This window comes from Microvirga lotononidis (assembly GCF_034627025.1).
GTDB lineage: Bacteria > Pseudomonadota > Alphaproteobacteria > Rhizobiales > Beijerinckiaceae > Microvirga > Microvirga lotononidis.
This window is the reverse complement of record NZ_CP141050.1, coordinates 831,413-850,853: the sequence shown is the minus strand read 5'-3', so window position 1 is coordinate 850,853 and position 19,441 is coordinate 831,413. Positions and strand designations below refer to the sequence as shown.

Annotated in this window: 16 protein-coding genes and 1 pseudogene; 10 read left to right on the top strand and 7 right to left on the bottom strand. The window is 60.4% G+C overall.

The window, feature by feature from the left end; translation table 11 throughout:
* The first annotated feature begins 188 nt into the window (after positions 1–188).
* On the top strand, positions 189–815 hold the full coding sequence (locus U0023_RS33705) for a TetR/AcrR family transcriptional regulator (RefSeq protein ID WP_009762629.1): 627 nt from the start codon (positions 189–191) through the stop codon (positions 813–815).
* A gap of 191 nt (positions 816–1,006) precedes the next feature.
* The gene (locus tag U0023_RS33700; RefSeq protein ID WP_009762628.1) at positions 1,007–2,494 is read left to right on the top strand and encodes an aldehyde dehydrogenase family protein; all 1,488 of its coding nucleotides are present in this window, start codon (positions 1,007–1,009) and stop codon (positions 2,492–2,494) included.
* A gap of 351 nt (positions 2,495–2,845) precedes the next feature.
* Here U0023_RS33700 and U0023_RS33695 read toward each other — a convergent pair whose 3' ends face one another.
* A complete protein-coding gene (locus U0023_RS33695; RefSeq protein WP_009762627.1) occupies positions 2,846–3,763 on the bottom strand; it encodes an AraC family transcriptional regulator in 918 nt (305 codons plus the stop codon).
* A gap of 92 nt (positions 3,764–3,855) precedes the next feature.
* On the opposite strand from U0023_RS33695, the gene U0023_RS33690 reads away from it, so the two are divergent.
* Positions 3,856–4,602 (top strand): SDR family oxidoreductase, encoded by a 747-nt coding sequence (locus U0023_RS33690; protein ID WP_009762626.1) that lies wholly within the window; start codon positions 3,856–3,858, stop codon positions 4,600–4,602.
* Positions 4,603–4,922: 320 nt separating this feature from the next.
* Here U0023_RS33690 and U0023_RS33685 read toward each other — a convergent pair whose 3' ends face one another.
* Positions 4,923–5,507 (bottom strand): isochorismatase family protein, encoded by a 585-nt coding sequence (locus tag U0023_RS33685; protein ID WP_009762625.1) that lies wholly within the window; start codon positions 5,505–5,507, stop codon positions 4,923–4,925.
* Between the two features lie 66 nt (positions 5,508–5,573).
* Between U0023_RS33685 and U0023_RS33680 the strand changes: the two genes are divergently transcribed.
* Positions 5,574–6,194, top strand: coding sequence for a TetR/AcrR family transcriptional regulator (locus U0023_RS33680; RefSeq protein ID WP_083861416.1), 621 nt, complete (start codon positions 5,574–5,576; stop codon positions 6,192–6,194).
* A gap of 78 nt (positions 6,195–6,272) precedes the next feature.
* Here U0023_RS33680 and U0023_RS33675 read toward each other — a convergent pair whose 3' ends face one another.
* On the bottom strand, positions 6,273–7,172 hold the full coding sequence (locus tag U0023_RS33675) for an SDR family oxidoreductase (RefSeq protein WP_009762623.1): 900 nt from the start codon (positions 7,170–7,172) through the stop codon (positions 6,273–6,275).
* Positions 7,173–7,270: 98 nt separating this feature from the next.
* Between U0023_RS33675 and U0023_RS33670 the strand changes: the two are divergent.
* A pseudogene (locus tag U0023_RS33670) lies at positions 7,271–8,106 on the top strand (helix-turn-helix transcriptional regulator).
* Between the two features lie 231 nt (positions 8,107–8,337).
* On the opposite strand, the gene U0023_RS33665 reads toward U0023_RS33670, so the two are convergent.
* The 4 genes from U0023_RS33665 to U0023_RS33650 all read right to left on the bottom strand — a co-directional run bounded on the left by U0023_RS33665 (position 8,338) and on the right by U0023_RS33650 (position 13,971).
* A complete protein-coding gene (locus U0023_RS33665; RefSeq protein WP_009762621.1) occupies positions 8,338–9,162 on the bottom strand; it encodes an alpha/beta fold hydrolase in 825 nt (274 codons plus the stop codon).
* Positions 9,163–9,380: 218 nt separating this feature from the next.
* Positions 9,381–10,268 carry a PhzF family phenazine biosynthesis protein gene (locus U0023_RS33660; protein ID WP_009762620.1) on the bottom strand — a complete coding sequence of 296 codons (888 nt, stop codon included), beginning with the start codon at positions 10,266–10,268 and terminating at the stop codon, positions 9,381–9,383.
* A gap of 452 nt (positions 10,269–10,720) precedes the next feature.
* Positions 10,721–12,454: a diguanylate cyclase gene (locus tag U0023_RS33655; RefSeq protein WP_009762619.1), complete on the bottom strand. Its 1,734-nt coding sequence runs from the start codon at positions 12,452–12,454 to the stop codon at positions 10,721–10,723.
* Between the two features lie 374 nt (positions 12,455–12,828).
* Complete coding sequence (locus tag U0023_RS33650; protein WP_009762618.1) at positions 12,829–13,971, bottom strand: sensor histidine kinase; 1,143 nt, start codon at positions 13,969–13,971, stop codon at positions 12,829–12,831.
* Positions 13,972–14,851: 880 nt separating this feature from the next.
* Here U0023_RS33650 and U0023_RS33645 point away from each other — a divergent pair.
* The 5 genes from U0023_RS33645 to U0023_RS33625 all read left to right on the top strand — a co-directional run bounded on the left by U0023_RS33645 (position 14,852) and on the right by U0023_RS33625 (position 19,251).
* Positions 14,852–16,282, top strand: a complete 1,431-nt coding sequence (locus U0023_RS33645) for an alpha,alpha-trehalose-phosphate synthase (UDP-forming) (protein ID WP_052600559.1) — start codon at positions 14,852–14,854, stop codon at positions 16,280–16,282.
* A gap of 70 nt (positions 16,283–16,352) precedes the next feature.
* Complete coding sequence (locus U0023_RS33640) at positions 16,353–16,946, top strand: chemotaxis protein CheB (protein ID WP_009762615.1); 594 nt, start codon at positions 16,353–16,355, stop codon at positions 16,944–16,946.
* Positions 16,947–18,354: 1,408 nt separating this feature from the next.
* Positions 18,355–18,564: a cold-shock protein gene (locus tag U0023_RS33635; protein WP_009762614.1), complete on the top strand. Its 210-nt coding sequence runs from the start codon at positions 18,355–18,357 to the stop codon at positions 18,562–18,564.
* Positions 18,565–18,685: 121 nt separating this feature from the next.
* Entirely contained in the window at positions 18,686–18,877 is a 192-nt protein-coding gene (locus tag U0023_RS33630; RefSeq protein WP_009762613.1) for a hypothetical protein, read from the top strand.
* Positions 18,874–19,251 (top strand): DUF6481 family protein, encoded by a 378-nt coding sequence (locus U0023_RS33625; RefSeq protein ID WP_009762612.1) that lies wholly within the window; start codon positions 18,874–18,876, stop codon positions 19,249–19,251. The genes U0023_RS33630 and U0023_RS33625 overlap by 4 nt, the downstream gene beginning before the upstream one ends.
* Positions 19,252–19,441: the final 190 nt, after the last annotated feature.

Genomic DNA, 19,441 nt, shown 5'->3' with positions numbered 1-19,441 from the left:
GAATTGGACTTAGCAAAAGCTGACTTGTCGGTCAGCCCAACGGCTATACTCAGTTAATGTGACATCCCCAACTGGTGATACCGCCTTCTTTGGGCAGCAACCAAAAACGCAATGTGGAATGAGCGCTGACAATAACGCTAGGGTAGATAATTCTTGAAGCGACCGCTCATTCATATATATCATGTTTCATGAGTAAGACCAAGAACCCAGTCCAGCGCGGCCGCCCGGTGAATGAGCAGGCCCGTCACGAGCGTATGGCCCAGATTCTCGACGGCGCACGCATATGCTTCATTGGGCGCGGCTTTCATGCCTCTTCCATCGCCGAGATCAGCGCGGCCGCCGGCGTCAGCGTCGCTAACATCTATCAATACTTTCCTAACAAGGAGGCGCTGATTCTCGCGCTGATCGAGGCGGACCTGGAGCGCCATCACGATATGATCGTCCGGTTCTGGGCAAGCGATCTAGGCCCAGCGGCTGTCAAAGGGGCCCTCAGCGATATTTTCCTGACAAAGGAAGGTCACGATATCGCGGTTCTCCGCGTAGAAATCGCGAGTGAGGGTGCGCGCAACCCGGAAGTCGCCGCCATGCTTCGCCGCTCCGAGGTCGGGCTCATCCAGGTTCTGCAACGCAGCATTCTTGCTGCCCGGGATGAAGGGCGTGTGCCCCGCGACATCGACCCGATCGCCGTCGGCGAACGCCTGTCCCTTGTTTTCGAAGGCATCATGCGCCTTTATGTCTTTTCCCCCTCTGACGGCGCGATCCTGCTTGATCGCTATTATGGCCAAGTTGCGGAAAGCCTGCATCTGACCTCTTGACCCGGCTCCATCGGAGCTGACGGAAGACGAGCATTTGACATTATATAAATGATCGTTCACACATATATTTATGGCTGATGCGCCGATGGATGAAAGCCCTGATGCCCAATGCAGCCTGATGATCATGCCGGATCCCGCTCACGGCTTGATCTCACCTCCGGTGACCGCGGAGATCCCAAAGGACCAAAGCCATGACCCAACACTTCTCGACCCCGCATTTCTCAACCCAGTCCGAACCGCGTCCGAACTGGATCAACGGCACCTGGAACGATGGAGGCACAATCGGAGAGACGATCAACCCGTCGACCGGAAAGGCGCTCGGCCGCTATGTCGATATCGGCCCTGAGGAAGCGCGTCAGGCGATCGAAGCTGCCCGTACTGCGTTCGATACAACGAATTGGTCGCGAGACCGGAGCCTGCGCTCTCGCGCCCTCTTTGAGCTGGCCGACCGGATTGAGGCGTCAGGGGCTGAAATGGCGCTCATGCTCAGCCGGGAGGGTGGCAAGCTGCTCGCTCAGACGCAGTGGGAACTGCAAGGGTCGGTCGAGTGGCTCCGCTATTCCGCCGCGAGCGCCATGCTTCAGACGGGCGGCCGGGCCCTTGAGACGGCTCCGGGAGTGTACTTCCACTCCGACCCCGAGCCGATGGGCGTGGTCGGCGTGATCTCGCCCTGGAACTCGCCGATCGTCCTCTCCATTCGCGCCATCGGCCCGGCTCTTGCCGCGGGATGCACCGTCGTGCTCAAGATGCCGCACCAGACCGCGCTGACCAATGCGCTGTTCGCCGAGGCGGTGGCGGCGACAACACTTCTCCCGCCCGGCGCGCTGAATGTCATCACCGAGAGCGGCAGCATCGGTGCGGAAATGCTGGTCGAATCCTCCGAGGTGAACGCGATCAGCTACACGGGCAGCACTAAGGTCGGGCGGATCATCGCTGAGAATGGCGCTAAGACGCTGAAGCGGCTCAACCTTGAACTGGGCGGGAAGACGCCCCTGGTTGTCTTCGACGACGCGGACCTGAGCGTCGTCGTCCCGCAGATCGTTACGGCTCTGGTCGTGATGAACGGGCAGTTCTGCTGCACGGGTTCGCGTGTTCTCGCCCAGCGCGGCATCGCCGACGCCCTCCGGGAAGCGTTGATCGAGGCCTATCAGAATGTCCGGCTCGGCGAGAGCGAGGATCCCAATGCGCAGCTCGGGCCATTGATCGACAAGGCAAGCGTCAGGCGGGTCGACGAACTCGTAGTTGAGGCGGCGGCCTCCACCAAGATCCTGGTGCGCGGCGGGCCCGTCACAGAGGGGCCACTGGCCGGTGGCGCGTTCTACAAGCCGACACTGATCGAGGTGCAGCCGCTCGACTGCTTCGTCATTCAGAATGAGCTGTTCGGCCCGGTGCAGACCTTCGAGGTGTTCGACGATGAAGCCGATGCGATCCTCCGTGCCAACGCGACGGAGTTCGGCCTTGCTGCATCCGTCTTTACCGCGGACGCCGCTCGCGCCCGTCGTGTCGGCAAGGCCATCCAGGCTGGCACGATCTGGATGAACTGCTGGGGCGTGATCTCTGAGCATTTTGAGGAGAGCGGCTTCAAGCAGAGCGGCGTCGGCGTGCTGTGTGGCCCTCGCGCCATCGAGCAGTTCCAGGAGATCAAGGTGTACGCGTCTGTTGATGCGCCACTGGCTTGATCCCGGTCGGATCGCCTCAAAGGTCTGGGGCGGCAGGCTGAGCCACCCGCATTGAACGACCTCCGCTGCCCTGTCGGCGGAGGTCGCCGACCGTTCGGACACGGAGGTTGGCAGATTGATGCGCTGCTGTTTCTGGGACAGGTGTCAATGAGTTCGAAACATCGACCAAGGGAATGGCCCATCATGGCCCGATCCTTAGCTGAGAATGCCGACCAGGGAATCACGATCCACCGCCAATCACGAGGACCTTTTCAACGAAATCTGCCAGAAGCCGACCCTCGTGAGGATCCGCTCGATTGAAAGCACGTGTCATGCATCGGATCGGAGGTAGGTTTTCTTGCTTCGTTGTCCCTAATGAAGATCCTCGTGGCTAGGCGCGTCGGAGCGCGCATAGTGCGAGGGCGGCAGTCCGACATGGCGGGTGAAGGCGACGCTAAACGTGCTGGCAGACCCGTACCCAACACGCTCGGCGACCTGTGCGATGCCGCCTTCACCCCGGCGCAGCATATTCTTGGCCAGTGCCATGCGCCAACCAAGCAAATACTCCATGGGAGCGACACCCACTGCGCGACCGAACCGATCGAAGAACACGGAGCGGGACAGACCTGCCTCCTTGGCTAACCGACCGACCGTCCACGGCAGGGTTGGATGGGCGTGCATCTGCCTGAGAGCCTTGGCCAGGCACTCATCGCTGAGCCCTCGCACTAGACCCGGTGATATCGCACCACCCGTCGTCGATCGGAGCGCCTCGATCAGCATGACCTCCAAAAGACGGGCCAGAATGACGTCACGTCCCGGTCGGTGCTCACGTGCTTCGTCGCCGACGAGTTGCACGAGCGAAGTCAGCCTTTCCTCCCCACGAACATGAAGCAGTTGAGGCAGGAGCGAGACCAGCAAGGTCTTATCACCCGATCCGAAGGTGCAATACCCGATGAGCATCCTAAGATCGGAAGGCCCATCCTGGCGGCCGACCCTGAACTCTCCGGGTCGCAGTTGAACGGGCTCGTCGACCATGCCGCCAGGAGGCGGCTCAAGGCTGGAAGTGGCAAAATCAAAAGCCGAAGGGATGAGAACGAAATCGTCCTTCTCCAGGATCATGGGCTCATGGCCCCGAGCCTCCAGAAGGCAGGATCCCTCCAGGATCGCGCAGTAGAAGGGACGCCCGGCTTCAGCGCGCCGGACCCGCCAAGACCCTGCCGCCGAAACCACCTTCGAGTAAGAGGCACGAGGTTGAAGAAGGCTGACGACCTCAGCTAAAGGATCCCCCAAATTCGGACTCCTGCAAATGAACAACGGACTCCGGACTGTAGCGCGTCCTACTTTGCTCGGCTAGTTGTGACCGTCCTACAACAGGAGGCTTCATGAAAACTGTCCTGATCACTGGATGCTCGTCGGGGTTTGGCTTGGAGACGGCGCGAATTTTTCTCGACCGCGGCTGGTCCGTCATCGCAACGATGCGAACGCCTCGAGAGGATGTCCTGCCTGCGTCTGACCACCTGCGGATTCTCCCGCTTGATGTAACCAACCAATCTAGCATCGAGCGAGTGGTCGATGCAGCCGGGCCGATTGATGTCTTGGTGAACAATGCCGGGATCGGTTGGCTGAATGCCCTTGAGGGCACACCGATGGATGTCATCCGCGAGACGTTCGAGACGAACACCTTTGGCACGATGGCTATGACCCAAGCGATATTGCCACATCTCCGAGAGCAAGGGTCAGGAACCATCGTGAACGTCACATCGAGTGTGACTTTGAAGCCGTTGCACCTTCTCTCGGCCTACACTGCCAGCAAGGCTGCCGTAAACGCCTTCACAGAAGTGTTGGCCCTGGAACTTGAGCCGTTCAACGTGCATGTGCGTATCGTCCTCCCGGGACGGGCGCCGGATACATCCTTCGGACAAAATGCAAGGGCTCGGCTCCAGAGCGGCATCCCTGATGCCTATGCGGAGCTGGCGCAACGCGTCTTCACGTCGTGGCAGCAGGATGCAGGAGCGGTCACTCACGCGAGGGATGTTGCCGAAGCGGTTTGGCGGGCCGCGACGGATCCGACCTGCCCGATGCGTCTGCCTGCTGGCGCGGACGCTGTAGCGCTCATGACAAACCGGTAGGCTCACATTGGCGCGGGCGCAGGGCTCAAACCGGGAAAAGACCGATAACAGCGCCCGCGCTATGAGAATGTGTCCCCGTCGGAAGGGCTACTTTCAGACAGCCGAGAACAGCGAACACCCGAGGTCTGAGCAGTCGCGGGCGATCACCGGAGGCGCTAGGGTCGGCTTCGGATCAGGACCCGGGGTTCCCTGCGCTTTCGGAACGCCCGGTTCGATGAGGCCTGCAGCCTTGGAGCTAAGGTCTCAGGCGTGCCAGGAAGCGACCTCCCAATGGTGCTGCCGGTGCCCCAATCGGCACCGGCAGCACCAATCCAGGACGTTTAGGCGATTGGTAGGTTCGTCAGCACGTTGTTGAGCGAACGTACGCGTGCCACACGCGGTAAGATCTTCTCGACCGAGAAGCGGTGCATATCGTCAGCAAGGCTCGAGCAAAGGTCTTCGACCACGATGGTGCTGTAGTTGTGCTGCCAGGCATCTCGCGCTGTCGACTCGACTCCAAAGTTCGTCATCACACCCCCGATCAGCACCGTCGCGATGTTGCGCCGTCTCAGCTGCAGGTCCAGTTCGGTGCCATAAAAGGCGCTCCATTGGCGCTTGGTAATCGCCACATCGTAGCCAGCTGTCTCGATCTCATCATCGAACGCGAGCGATGCTGCCGGGATTCCACCTTCAGGCACTCTCAGCTCGACATCCACGGGCGTGCGGAGCATATCCGCATAGCCGCCTGAGAACGCAGCCCGCGTCAGGATGACAGTGCCGCCGGCACTTCGTAGAGCCTCTATTAGCGCAGCTGCCCGCTGAACGAGCTCGTGACGCGGGTGCGGCTGGATCGGCATGCCAAGGGTCCAGTTTTGCGGATCAATCAGCAGGAGAGCAGTGGCTTGGGGATCGAGGCCAAGTGTCATCGGATCAGCCCTTTCGAGGCTTGCGGTTGGCGATGAAGCTAATGAATATGAGGAAACATTCACATTATGAATATGAGGATACCCTCACATATGTCAACAGGACCGAAAGCCGATGAGGGGCGCACACCCCGCTTCGCCCGTGGCAAGGCCCGTGCTGCTGCCCTGCGAGCAGCGGCTGGACAGGTGATTGCTGAGCGCGGCTATGAGGCTGCTACGATGACGGAGATAGCTACACGGGCCGGTGCCTCGATCGGCTCGCTGTACCAGTACTATCCAACCAAGGAATTGATCGCGGCCGAGGTTCATGCCGAGTACCTGGAGGAACTGGATCAAGCCTTGGCTGGCCTGGGTACGGAATCTCTCACTCCGGCTGCCATGTCGGATGCTCTGTTTGACACGCTGACGGCTTTTCTCGCCCGTTACCCTGCGTTTCCCACGCTTGCCGCCAGACGTGACATTGAGACATCTCGCAAGCTCGCTTCACGTGCCAGGCTGGAGGAGAGCCTTGAGCAGTCGCTTGCATCGACGAGGCCGCGGTTGCCGCCAGCAGTGATGCCTGGGCTGGCTGTGATGGTGCTGCAACAGATCAAGATGGTGGTTGCACTCGAAGCGAGTGGGCGCGAGGAGGACCGACACGCAATTGATCATATCCGCACGATGGTGCGACGATACTTGGTGCCGGATTAGCACAATGCGGGATCATGAAGTGCTTCGGTACCGCAGAGAGCCAGTTGCTATCGCGCACCGGCTCTCCCATGCTGGCCTTTAAGCTGCCAAACTATCGTACCTCATCGCATCAAGATCAGCGATCAGTCCCGGACCTGTCGGGTTCCACCCGAGGGCTCGGCGTGTCTTTGCGCTGGACGCGGGAAAATCCAGCCCTGCGAACCTCGCCATACAACCAAAATGCTCAGCAGCCTCCTCTGGCGCGATCGACTTGACTGGCAGCTTCAGGCCTCGGCCAAGCGCTTCTGCGATCTCGCGGGTCTCGATGCCTTCCTCGCCAACAGCGTGATAGCGCGCGCCGGGTTTGGCTCTTTCGACCGCAAGCCGGTAGAGCAGCGCCACATCCCGCAAATGACCCGCAGGAAACCGGTTTCGCCCCTCGCCCACATACGCGCAGACGCCCTTTTCCCGGGCAATCGCAATCAGAGGTGAGATGAGACCCTGCTTGATCGCGTTATGAACCTGGGGAAGTCGTACAACGGAGATGTTGACACCGACTTCGAGCAGCGCGTTCCCGGCTATTTCGGACGCGACGCGCGGATTGGGATGCCCGGTATTGCAGACGTCCTCCGTGGCCAGCATTCCGAGTTCAGCGTTGCCCAGTCCGGTGCCCGAGGTAATCACCAGCGGGCGGTTCGATCCCTTGAGGGCTTCGCCAAGGGCTTGGATCACGCGGCTGTCCTTTTGGCAGTTCTCGACAAAGCGAGAGAAGTCATGGTCGAAAGCCGTGTGGATGACCGCGTCCGAATTTGCCGCGCCCAGACGCAGGCTCTCTGGCTCTTCCAGCGCTCCCCGATAAACTTCAACGCCCGTCGCTTCAAGCGCCTGTGCGCCAGCATCAGAGCGGGTCAGACCAATGACATGGTGACCAGCCTTCAGGAGCTCCGGCACAATGGCCGATCCGATGAAGCCGGTCGCGCCGGTCAGAAAGATACGCATCTTGAGGTCTCCGTGTTGCTCGGGACCTGACTATTGCGCTACCCTCTATGCGGTTAAAGTAGTGAGCTTATCCTATTATAATGGCCAACAGGGAAGCCATGACCACACCGACCAATGCTTTGGGCCATTTCCTCCGCGCCCGCCGCACACGCCTTGATCCGGCGGCGTTCGGCTTTTACGGGCGCAGACGTACTCCGGCCTGCGGCGCGAAGAGGTGGCCCAGCGCGCCAACATCAGCCCCACTTGGTACACTTGGCTGGAACAGGGACGCGGCGGGGCACCGTCAGCGGACGTTCTGAACCGGATCGCCCATGGCCTGATGCTCACTGAGCCCGAGCGCGAACATCTCTTTATACTCGGTCTCGGCCGGCCGCCCGAGGTCCGCTTCCGCTCCGTGGAAGGGGTCAGTCCGCGCCTGCAACGTCTCATAGATACTCTTGACGCGAGCCCCGCTCTGGTGCGCACGGCCACTTGGGACATTGTCGCCTGGAACCGAGCTGCCTTGGTAGTCATGACCAACTACGGCAATCTTGCCCCGGGTGATCGGAACATTCTGCGCCTTTTGTTCTGCAATCCAGCGATCCGGACCGTCCAGCATGACTGGGACACCATTGCCCGATTTGTCGTCGGTGCATTCCGTGCGGACGCGGCGCGCGCCGGAGCAACGTCGGAGGTTGCGGCACTGGTTGACGAACTCTGTCGGGCAAGCCCGGAATTCGATGCGCTTTGGCGGGAGAACGAAGTGATTTCTCATAGCGAGGGAACCAAGCGACTGAAGCATCCAATTTTGGGTGATATCGAGCTCGAATACTCTGGATTTGCGGTCGACGGCCGACCGGACCTGAACCTGGTTGTCTATAACCCAATCGATCCAGCCGTGGCCGAACGCATTCGGATGTCGGTTGCAAAGAGTGGCGAGAGCGATCTTCCATAGATTTCACTCGACGTAACCACGCCCTGGGACCCTCACGAGCAGACCTGAACAGGGCCTGCAATTTCCGATCTGGGTCAAACCGAGCCGTTGAGCGCGGCCCTTTGAAGGTCAGCTTACTCTATGACTGCGGAAATGCAGCCAAGGTCAGCCTCGTGCCAGGAGCTGACCATTCCGAGTCCCGCTTGATCCAGCATTCGCTGGCAAAGGCCACCCACAGTCGCTTTACCTCCCTCACGTCGTGCAATCGAGTTCCTCGACCACAGCCGAGAAACCGCGAGGACTCTCCTGCGGCCAAAGATGGCCGACACCCGGTACTTCCACGTGCCGGGCATGACGGATGCACCGTGCGGCAGCGAGGGAGGGGATGGCGAAGACGGGTCTCGTCAGACCACCGTGGGCAATCGAGACCGGCATCCGCAATGTCGCGAGATCCTCACAGGTGATCTTCGGTGGCGGCTGCTGAGCCATCAGACGCGGCAGTGAGTGAAGGTTGTCGCGGATGATGGTTCGGTATTCGGGACATTGACGGTCCAAATAGCCATCTCCACCGGAGCCGTCGATCATCAGGCGAGCGGCTTCTTCCAGATCGCCAGTGTTTACGGCAGTAGCAATCGGTCCGTAGATGGCTTGGGCATCCCGCCCGAAGGCGGCCAGTTCCTCTGGATCGGTGACATAGCTCGGCACGCCCGGCTCGTAGACCATCACACGTCGGAACAGGTCCGGGCGCCGCAGCGCCGCGTGAAAGGCGACATGACCGGAGTAGGACCAAGCAACGAGGTACACAGGGGCAAGCCCAAGAGCCTCCACGAGTGCAATGAGGTCCTCGGCATGCGTGGCGATACCGAACGGGGGACCGTCATCGCGCCAAGAGGCGCGACCGAAGTACCGCTGGGTATAGCCGACGCAGCGGTAGCGGTCTGACAATGTCTCGCGATGTCCTTGCCAGGTCCTGAGGTCACCGAGCGCTCCGTGCAGGAGCAGAAGGGGCATACCATCGCCGACATCGGAGTATTCGAAGACATCGCCGTTCAGGGTAGCGCGACGGAGTTCACTCATGGCCGTTCCCTATGGGTTCCTGTCTGACTGCTCCAGCTTCACTCGCGAGGTCCGAGGGATGGCACTCTAAGACCTCATAGCACGATGCCAAGCTATCCGAATTTCGTTCGTGAAGGGAAATATACAACCTACCCCTACAAGGCCGAGATGAATTGGTGACCTTTGCTTCCGTGTGCCGGGGTGACCCCGCAAAGGGATGCTCTCAGCAGCCGTGTCGTCTAAAGCAGTGCCTCGCCCCGGAACATCGGCGTGCAACTCCCGCCGACGCGCGACCGATAGCCGTCCTCCGCGCGCCAGGACGTCACCTTGAGCACGCTCGGCCGACCCATCTCGACGCCCTGAGTGATGGTGAAGGCGGCCTTGTCGCCGCCATCAAGTGAGAGCAGCAGTGCGCCCAGCGTGGCACTGGCACTGCCTGTCGCCGGGTCCTCCCAGGTGCCCGCGAGCGGTGCGAACATCCGTGCTCGGATCGTGTTGCCGTCACGCGCATAGAGGAACAGCGACAAGCGTCCGGCCAAATCGCCATGCAGCCGCACGAGCTTGCGAAAAGCGGTGAGATCGGGTGTCGCTCCGGCAAGAGCTTCCGGCGCGACCTGCGTCAGCACGAACTTGACGCCGACCGAGGCCTGCACTGGTTTGTGGGCGGCTATAGCGATATCGTCACTTGAAAGCCCGACGCAGGTGGCGATCTCGTCAATCGGCAACTCCATGCCGAGGGACAGGGCCTGCGGCGCGGCAATAACCGCTCCTGTCACCACTCCAGCCGCATCGCGCTCCACGGCGATCTCGACGAGGCCAGCCTTCTGCTCGAACCGCAGCACGCCGTCGCGGTCCTGGCCATGGCGCGCCAGCACATAAGCCGTGCCGACATTGGGATGGCCGGCAAAGGGCATCTCAGCCGTGCGATGGAAGATGCGCACACGGGCATCATTGGCCGGATCGTCGGCTGGCAGGACGAACGTTGTCTCGCTGTAGTTCATCTCCGCCGCGAGCGCCTGCATCTGTGCGTCGGAGAGTCCGCGCGCATCGGTAAAGACAGCAAGCGGATTTCCGCCGAAGGGGCGATCGGTGAAGACGTCTACAGTCTCATACGGAATGCGGGGCATGGCAGGCTCCAAAGACCGAGCGGATTCAACCATGTCCTACCAGCCAAGCCGGCTGAAAACCAATTCAGCGACGGAATGGGACTGATCACCTTTCCTGATTGTCGGAGCTGGCCTGAACGGCTTTCTGTCTTTGACATTGCGACGCCGAGAGCCACCGGACGTTCGCCCCGAGAGTCTGCGCTGGGTCAAACTAAGCCGTTGAGCGTAGCCGTGTGAAGGTCCGCCTACCCTGTGACTGCGGAAGTTGGGCTTTCGTCTGTCTCATGCCAGAAGCGGCAGCTGCCAGTGCGAATGACGAATTGCTAGCCTTGCAGGCTGATGTCTTGAATGCTCATCGGGACACAGCCACGGGAGCGCGAATGGTGCAGCGGTCACGCACATGAAAAGAAACGAGCCACAACCCGACAGGCTCAGTCGTCGAATCGGGTCGTCAGCGTTCCCGACCAGGAGCCTTACGGTTTAACGAGCGTCATACGTGCGGGCGCAGTCTCGACCCGATTCCGTCCCTCCTGCTTGGCCTTGTAGAGAGCAGCATCCGCCATCGTTAAGAGATCTGCAGGACTAGCCGAGGTCTGCGGGATCGACGCCACACCAAGGGATGCGCTCACCGCGACTCCTTCGACCGGCGAGACGTCCGCGATGCGGTTGCGGATTTCCTCCGCCTTTGTGCGCGCAGTGACAAGATCACTGTCCGGCAACAGGACGATCAACTCCTCGCCGCCGTAGCGGCATGCAATGTCGCTCTTGCGCAACTCGGACATTATGGCAGCGGCGACATCACGCAGCACAGCATCGCCCACGGCATGACCATGCTGATCATTCAGCTTCTTAAAATGGTCGAGGTCGATCATGATCGCCGACATCGGCGCGTTCCGCCTCTCAGCCTGGAGCACGAAGCTCTCGAGCACCTCCTCCATGAAGCGGCGGTTGTAGAGCCCGGTGAGAGGATCGCGCAGAGCCTGATTGCGGAGACGCTCCCGCAGCGCAATGCTCGACAAAGCCAACGACATGCTGTCGGCCAGGGCAATCGCCAGCGGCTTGATGGTTTCCAAATCCGCCCCGGTCGGGTCATCACTGAAGATCTGCAGGAGGCCATAAACCTCGCCGCGCGCTAGCATCGGGATTTCAAGCGCGCTCTGCCCATCGAGTGTATGGCTGCAGCGGAGCGCTCCGTAGATTGCACAATTGGTGTGGGGTTTGCCCCGCTTCAGCGCCCAACACTGCGATGGCGAGATGACCTGAGGGTGGGACATCTCGGCACCATCGACATTCCACGCTGTGGAGAGGTCGAGCCGGTCACGCGAGTTGTTGAAGATGTAGAGTGCACCGCCAAAACCGGACAGCAGGCGTCCGGCGGTCGCCCGCAACACTGCATTGGCGTCCTCGTACCCCATGGCGCTCTGTAACATGTCGGCCATCGAGAGCAGATGCCCGATCTGATCCCGGTTCTGGACCGCTTCGCCCATGGCAGCCGCCCGCGCTCGCGATTGGCTGACCACGCCGCGGAAGGCTAGGAACAGCGCCGTTAGGATCGCAACTCCGCTGATGATTTGAAGCGCCAGAAGGAGCCTCTGCAGCACAGCGACATTGTCTTCCGCCCTGGTGGCCTCGCCTGCCCTGGCAGCCAGGAACTGGCCGATGATCTGGCGCAGCGTGTCCATGGTCGCTTTGGTACGGTCGAGGTGGGCGAGCTGCTCGGTGCCACTGGCGCTTCCACGTTGCGCCGCACTAATCAATTTAGACAGCTCGGACCGGAGATGGGCGATGAGAGAAGACACGGTCTGGGTGCCCAGGGCACTGCCGGACAGCTCGGCCGTGAACCGATCAAGCTTGCCCAGCGTCGCCCGGTTGTCATCGAGAGCCTGCGATCCAACGCTATAGGGCTGAAGATAATCGGGCCGCGAGGACAGGGTATAGCCTCGTGCACCACTCTCGATGTCGAGCAGGGCCAACTGGACGCTTCGGACGTCACGGCTTTCCGTCCGGAGAGCCAGAAGATCCTGCTGAGCCCGATATGTGTAGACGAATGCGCCGAGAGTGGCGCTGACCGTGAGAACAACGACACAGGCCACAAGCAGCGACAGGATCATGGCTGCGGGGACGCGTTCGTTCTCCGGCAGGCCAAGGCTTCGCAAGAGCCACGTCCTGATGCCGGTGGCGAGGAATTTCGGTCGCTTGCGTATCATTGATCGGAGTATCCAAGGAAAACTGCTCGGTCGGTCGGCTGAGCCGTTGCATGATGAGCGAAAGCCTGTGACAGATTTATAAGTCTGAGCCAGCTTAAACCGTGACTGCTCAGACCAACTGCATCATAAAGTGAAACTTAGCTGCGCCATGATCAACCGGCGTGACTTCCCGCTGCCGCTGTATCAGTGCTAAGCCGCCTCGGCCAAGCCTCGAAGGCCCCAGTTAGCAAAACTGCTGTGATTAGCACTATGGGCAGCCAAGGTCGGCACCGGGTCAAACTGAGCCGTTTGGCATGGCCTTACGATGGTCAGCTTGCCCGATGTCTGCGGAAGTTCGGCTTTCGTCAGCCTCGTGCCAGGAGCGGTCGTTCGCCTTAGCTCGCCAGTGGAGCATTGACTGAGCATACGACCCCCGTCTCAGAAAACTCGATCCGCACCTCACCCGCGAGTTCTTGAGCCAGGCTGCGCTCGATGAGGCGCGTGCCGAAGCCCCGGCGAACGGGCCTCTGGACAGGTGGCCCCTCCATCTCCCGCCACATCAGATGCAGGCGCGGGGGAGTGGTCATGCCATTCAGCGTCCAGTGCACCCGGATCTGCCCCGTTCCGTTGGACAAGGCACCGTATTTCACGGCATTCGTCACCAGTTCCTGGAGCGCCATCGCAAGCGGTAGCGCCATGCGCGGCGGGACCTGTACATTCGTACCCTGTACGTGGATCCGGTTCTCCCCGAGGCTGCGGTACGGCTCGACGGCCTGCGCGACAATGTCGTGAAGAGCCACATGCGCCCAGCTCCGGTCGGTCAGCACATTGTGAACCTGCGACAGCGCGATGAGACGGCTCTCGATGGCGTTCGACGCGTGGTCAAGCGAGGGCGCGTTCCGCAGTGTCTGCGAGGCGATGGACTGCACCGTCGTCAGAGTGTTCTTCACCCGGTGATTGAGCTCCCCGATCAGAAGATCCTTCTCCCTCACGGCCGCCCGCAGCTCGTCCACGACCCGCAGGCGCTCGATGGCGGCGCCAAGAAGATTGGCGTAGCTGCGGAGGAACTCGATGTCCGATTGCGTGAAGTCCCGGGGTTCGCGGCTGTCCACCTGAAGGACGCCAAAGGGTGGACGCCCGCTGCTGCTCAGCACGAGCACGTTCACGAACGCCTTGACCCCGTGCTCCTTCATGAAGTCGTGGTACTCGAAGCGATCCTCCTCATCTGAGTTCTTTGAGATGACCGCCCCCTCCTTGAGGGTCAGCCCCTCCGGTGAGTTCTTGGCCGCCGTGACAGTGACCTCTCCGATGACCCTTGGTCTCCACCCGACGCCCGCACGGACCAAGAAGGTCCGACCGTCAGGCAGGAGTTCCATGAGCTTGGCCAGATCGGTTTCGAGGGCGCGGCTGATGAGTTCACAGGCCCTGTTCAGGATGTCATCGATGGTCTCGGTCTTGAGCGCGAAGTCCCCGAACTCTGCCAAGGCCCGCTGCTGCTCCAGCAACTCCTCTTGGTCGGTATCGTCTTGGTTGGCCATCTAATCGAGCTTCGCCGTGGTAAGAGGGTGTTCAATTCTCCAAACGTTCCAGAGTTCCGGATGCCTAACGTGGTCCACGGAAGCACTACATCGCCGTTACCGAGAGGAAGGCTCCCTGGGACTGCAGACGGTTCTCAGCAAATTGCCTTTATGGAGCCCAACACGCTTGTTGAGGAGATTTGGTAGTCCATGGAGGCCCTCTATGCGCCAGGAGGACCATGAAAATGCGGGGGGAGGATCATGAAGATTCCAGTCGTAGAAGATGATGTCTTCGTCCGCGAGGTAGCCGTGGCGGGGCTCAAAGAGGTCGGTGTGAGGTCACAGAAGCGGCTAGCGGAGGGCGGGTCCTTAGCTTCCTGCAAGCCGGGATTGCTGTCGATGCACTATGGACCGACGTTCGCAGTCGGAGGCTCCGACCGAGGAGGTGGCGAGGGCTTATCACGAGCGTTGGCCTGCCCATAGTTATGTGAAAGGTCCTGCGGAGCTGATGCAGCCTTGCCCTGGAGGGACATTCTCACGAAACCCTCTAAGCTCTCTCAGGTGATCGGCTTCGTGAACGCATTATCGGCCAGAGGTGGGTGCCAGCTGAACGCGGCGTAACGATACTAAGTAATGAATCTATTCAGTCACCTTCAGCGAAGCAGCAAGGGCACAGGTCCTGCTGCGAGCAAGCCCGCGGCGGTGGCTTGCCTGTTGAAGCATGTCAGAGACTCGGGTCAGCTCTGCCGACCCCGCTCCTCAGCCACCATAGCCAAATGAGAAGCTGTCTGCGTCCTGGTCCAGAATGGCCTCTACCTCCCTGACCAAGCCAATGTGCGGTGTTTGCTAGCGTGTTCGTCCTTGGGCTACCCTCCGGCATGCTACAAAAAGGAAGACGCCTTTGCGACGGCTCGTTGTGATCTCCAATCGCGTGGCTATTCCGGACGCTACTGGGAAAACCGCTGCAGGAGGCTTAGCCGTGGCCCTGCACGAGGCCTTTCAGGCTTACAAGGGCTTGTGGTTCGGCTGGAGCGGCAAGGTCTCAGCCCATCCGGCGGCCCAGCCCAAAATCATCGATAAGGGACAGGTGCAGTATGCCGTCATGGACCTGACGTCGCTCGACCGGCAGGAATACTATAACGGCTTCGCCAACCGGGCGCTCTGGCCCATCATGCACTATCGGATTGGTTTGTCCGAGTTCTCACGGGCTGATTACGCAGGGTACCTGCGGGTCAATCGGAGCTTCGCCAGTGCACTGGCTCATCTGATCCAGCCTGACGACCTTGTCTGGGTTCACGACTATCACCTCATCCCTCTTGCAAGCGAACTGCGGGCGGTCGGGATCACCAACCCCATCGGGTACTTTCATCATATTCCCTGGCCCGCTCCCGAAGTGCTTGGAGCTCTTCCAGGCAGCACAGAGCTCCTGCGCGTCATCCCGGACTATGATCTTGTGGGTGTGCAGACAGAGCGGGATGCCGACAACCTCAGACGCAGCCTCGTCCAGGAGGTTGGCGCTGTCCACCGCGGGGCGGATCTTCTCGACGTCGGAAGCCGCCATGTCCGCATCAAGAGCGCTCCAATCGGCATTGACGTCCATGGGTTCCAGCAAGCCGCCCAACGCTCTGGCTCAAGCCGGCTTCTGAAGCAGACGATTGCCGGTCTGGGGTCGCGCAAGCTGATCATCGGGGTTGATCGGCTGGATTACTCAAAGGGCATTCCTGAGCGCATGGAGGCTTTCGAGCGCTTCCTCGTCAGCCATCCGGATCAGCGGGGACGGGTGACCTATCTGCAGATCGCCCCAACCAGCCGCAGCGAAGTGCCCGAGTACGCGACCCTCAGCCGAGTTGTGAATGAGACGCTGGGGCGGATCAACGGCTCCTTGGGTGAGCCAGGCTGGGTGCCGATCCACTATGTAACCAGCACCTATTCTCGTGCAGTCCTTGCACGCCTCTATCGACTGTCTCGGGTCGGCCTCGTTACCCCTATTCGGGACGGGATGAACCTGGTGGCTAAAGAATACGTGGCCGCGCAGGACCCGCAGGATCCCGGTGTGCTCATCCTGTCGAAATTTGCCGGAGCTGCTGAGGAGCTCACCAATGCCCTCATTGTCAACCCGAACGACAAGGTCGAAGTAGCCGAGGCGATTCAGCAAGCGCTGCACATGAGCCGTGAGGAGCGGGTCGCACGCTGGCAGGCGATGTTGAACGTTCTATGGGCTTCCGATGTTTCACAGTGGGCGGCGTCATTCATCAAGGATCTGGCCGGCCACAAGACAAGCCGAGCCCGCAGCAAGATTGCTCTAGCCAAGAAAGAGAATGAACATCGCTAGTGGATGGAAACGACACTTGGTTCCGCAAGAAGCTGAACGTTACCGCGTCGTGGGACGTTGGTGCGGTGCCATGAACCCCATTGTCGTGATTGCCGCCTCTGCTGGTGGTCTTGAGCCGCTCAAGCAAATCGTTGCGGCCCTGCCAGACCCGTGCGCGGCATCCGTCTTCATTGTTTGGCACACCGGCCCTCTTCCCAGTCTGCTCCCGCAAATCCTGAGCACGGTTGGCAGGCTTCCCGTCTCGCATCCTGACGACGGCACCCTGATCCAGACCGGCCATGTCTATGTCGCGCCGCCTGACCATCACATGACATTGGAGTTGGGCCGCATCCGTTTGGATCAGGGACCGAAGGTCAATCATGTCCGCCCCGCCGCCGACCCTTTGTTCCTCTCGGCGGCTGAAATCTACCGCGAGCATGTCATCGGGATTGTTCTCAGTGGCGGAGACGGGGATGGAGCGGCCGGACTACGCGCAATCAAAGGGCATGGTGGCATCGCTTTTGTCCAGAAGCCGGAGGAGGCTGAGAATCCCAGCATGCCATATGCAGCGATAATGGCGGACCATCCTGATGCCTGCCTGCCAGTCGCGGGAATTGCCGAGCGCATCGCTGCCCTCTGCCCCGATAGTTTGCCGCCCGGACGACCATCGGACGAGCCCAAGTGACGGATTGTACTCAAATGTTAGATTTGCACCACTAGGAGCCGCGTAAGGAGCACCGTGGGATCCGTTGCGACTCTGTCTTTCCCACCCCGGGACTACGGCCTGTGCATGCGGATCCATCGTTGAACGGGTTGTGATGGTGGACGTCCCCAACAGCCTCGCATGAGAGGGTTTGGGTCAATAGTTCATGCCTAGCCCTTCCCGGCGAACTCTTCTGCGGTTTCGGTAGAAACCTGATTGTGTCCTTGGATCCGCGGCTCAAGCCGATTTACATCACGTGCCTCCGTTGCTTCATCGCTCAATACGACTGCACCACAATCCCTCCTGCACGAGGGTACGGGGCTTCGGAAGAGTGGAACCATCCCTTGGAATGGCGGCATGTTTCAGCTCTGGCCATTGGCGGTCCGCTCGCCCCGGATCCCACGATGCTGATTGGTCAAAGGGAGGAGATGGCGCAACGGTCACTAAGACGGGATCAGGACAACCAGCTTTGCGACAGGTGCCGTGAGCACGTGGTTGTGTATTGGACCCGATCTGCGAACTCCCGTCCGGGGCCCGGCAAACTGGTCGATGGGAAGCGCGACATTTTGAAGATTTCGACCCTCCCTGGGGAGGGTCGGTGCCACGGAGATTACCTTTGCGCAGCGTCGCTCGGACTGACTTTACCGTCGGTCCCGGCCGCCGAAGAACAGGCGTTCAAGCTCGGCTTGCCCTTTCTCGCGGGCTTGAGGCTCGGATGGATGCAGCCGGTCGGATCGTTGGATCAGCCTGCCCCGCTCTCGAATAGCCCACTGAAAGTGTCCTGCCGGTTTCTCGCAGGGAAAGACCTCTAGTGAATAAGGGTACATGGGTTCGGTGTTCATGGAGAACTTATGGCACGCGCGGGCTTCTCTGGCCAGTGCAGTGATGGCTCGATGATTACCTAGCCATAAAGGACGTGTCGTACGCTGAGACCTTGAGCGGATCGGGTACGTTGTTCCGCCTGCCACCTCGCACGTCGGTTGGTTGCGTCGCGAGCTTAGAGTACCGGCGAATATGCCGGAAAATCCGCAATGCGTGGCATTTTCCCAACGCGCGGGCCCTTTGTTTGGGTTTAACGGGGGCATCGCTGGTCGCGGAAAACTGGGTCTAATTTGTCCGCAAGATGCGCTAGTTCTCTCTTCAGATTTCATCTTCTGCTAGCGGGATCGGCCCATATTCAAAGTAAAAACAGGCAACACTTGCAATTCTCATAGAAAAGACCCATATAGTGATTATCGGATTTTGGCCGGACAATCGGGTCGTTTCGCTTTTGACACTGTCAGGCGCACGTTCGGACTTTCTTACCATTACATCGACGAACCGGGTTGAGGCCGCGCTTTGGCGTGCCTTCGCCCACGTGCATCTGCGACAATCGCGAAAGGCTACCCCTATGATTACGGGCACAGTAAAATTCTACAACGAGATGAAGGGCTTCGGTTTCATCCAGCCGAACGACGGCAGCAAGGACGTGTTCGTCCACGCCACCGCTCTTGAGCGTGCCGGCATGCGCAACCTCGTCGAAGGCCAGAAGGTGGCCTTCGACACCGCGGAAGACCGCCGCTCCGGCAAAGTCGCCGTCAATAACATCGAGAACGCATAAAACCAGTCACTTCGGTGTAGGCTTACCTGCACTGAGCCATCGAGGCCGCTCCCCCGTGGGAGCGGCTTTTTGTTTGCAGTCGTGGCACTGTCACAATGCACTTCCACACTGGAGAACGAACATGCTTCATAAATTCAAGATCCGACAGATGGTGCGCCTCGTGCGTGCGCCGATTTCGGACAGCCGCACCAGTGGCAGCGGCATCTACGAGGTTGTACGGCTCATGCCGGCCGATGAGACCGGCGAAGTCTCGTACCGGATCAAATCGGGCATCACAGAGCGTGCTGTCCGAGAGAGCGAGATCAGAGCATGAGTGGTTTCCGGGACAAGGGCTTTGGAGACCGGCTGAGCACCGCTGCGAACGCTCGCAAGGCCATGCTGGAGCGCGTCCGGGCAAAGCCGGGACCCGACGATCCGGCTGTGGCCGAGCGCAGAGCAGCTCGCCAAGCCGTCAGCGCCGCCCGTGAGGCGCGGCTTGCCGAACGCGAGGCCGCCAAGATCGCCGAGCAGGCCCGCGAGACCGCGAAGCAGGAGGCTCGCCAAGCGGCCGAACATGAGCAGCGCATTGCTCAGGAGGCAAACGAGGCTTTAGAGAGAGTGGAGGCGGCTCAGCGTCAGCTTGCTCTGGAAGCAGAGAAAAAGGCAGCCCGCGATGCCCGGTACGCCGCCCGAAAGGCACGCAAGTGAGTTGAACCGGGTTATCGAGCAAACACCCAAGACTCTGTCATCGGCCCCACGGCACACCGGATTAGCCATGAACAAGTCCTAGGAGGACAAGGCAGGCGCCGCTGAATGGCTTCTTTGAACGCCACTCCTCGTTATTCGCCGAGCTGACATCCTCGCCGATGACCGAACGATTTATGCAGCAAAAGCTTGT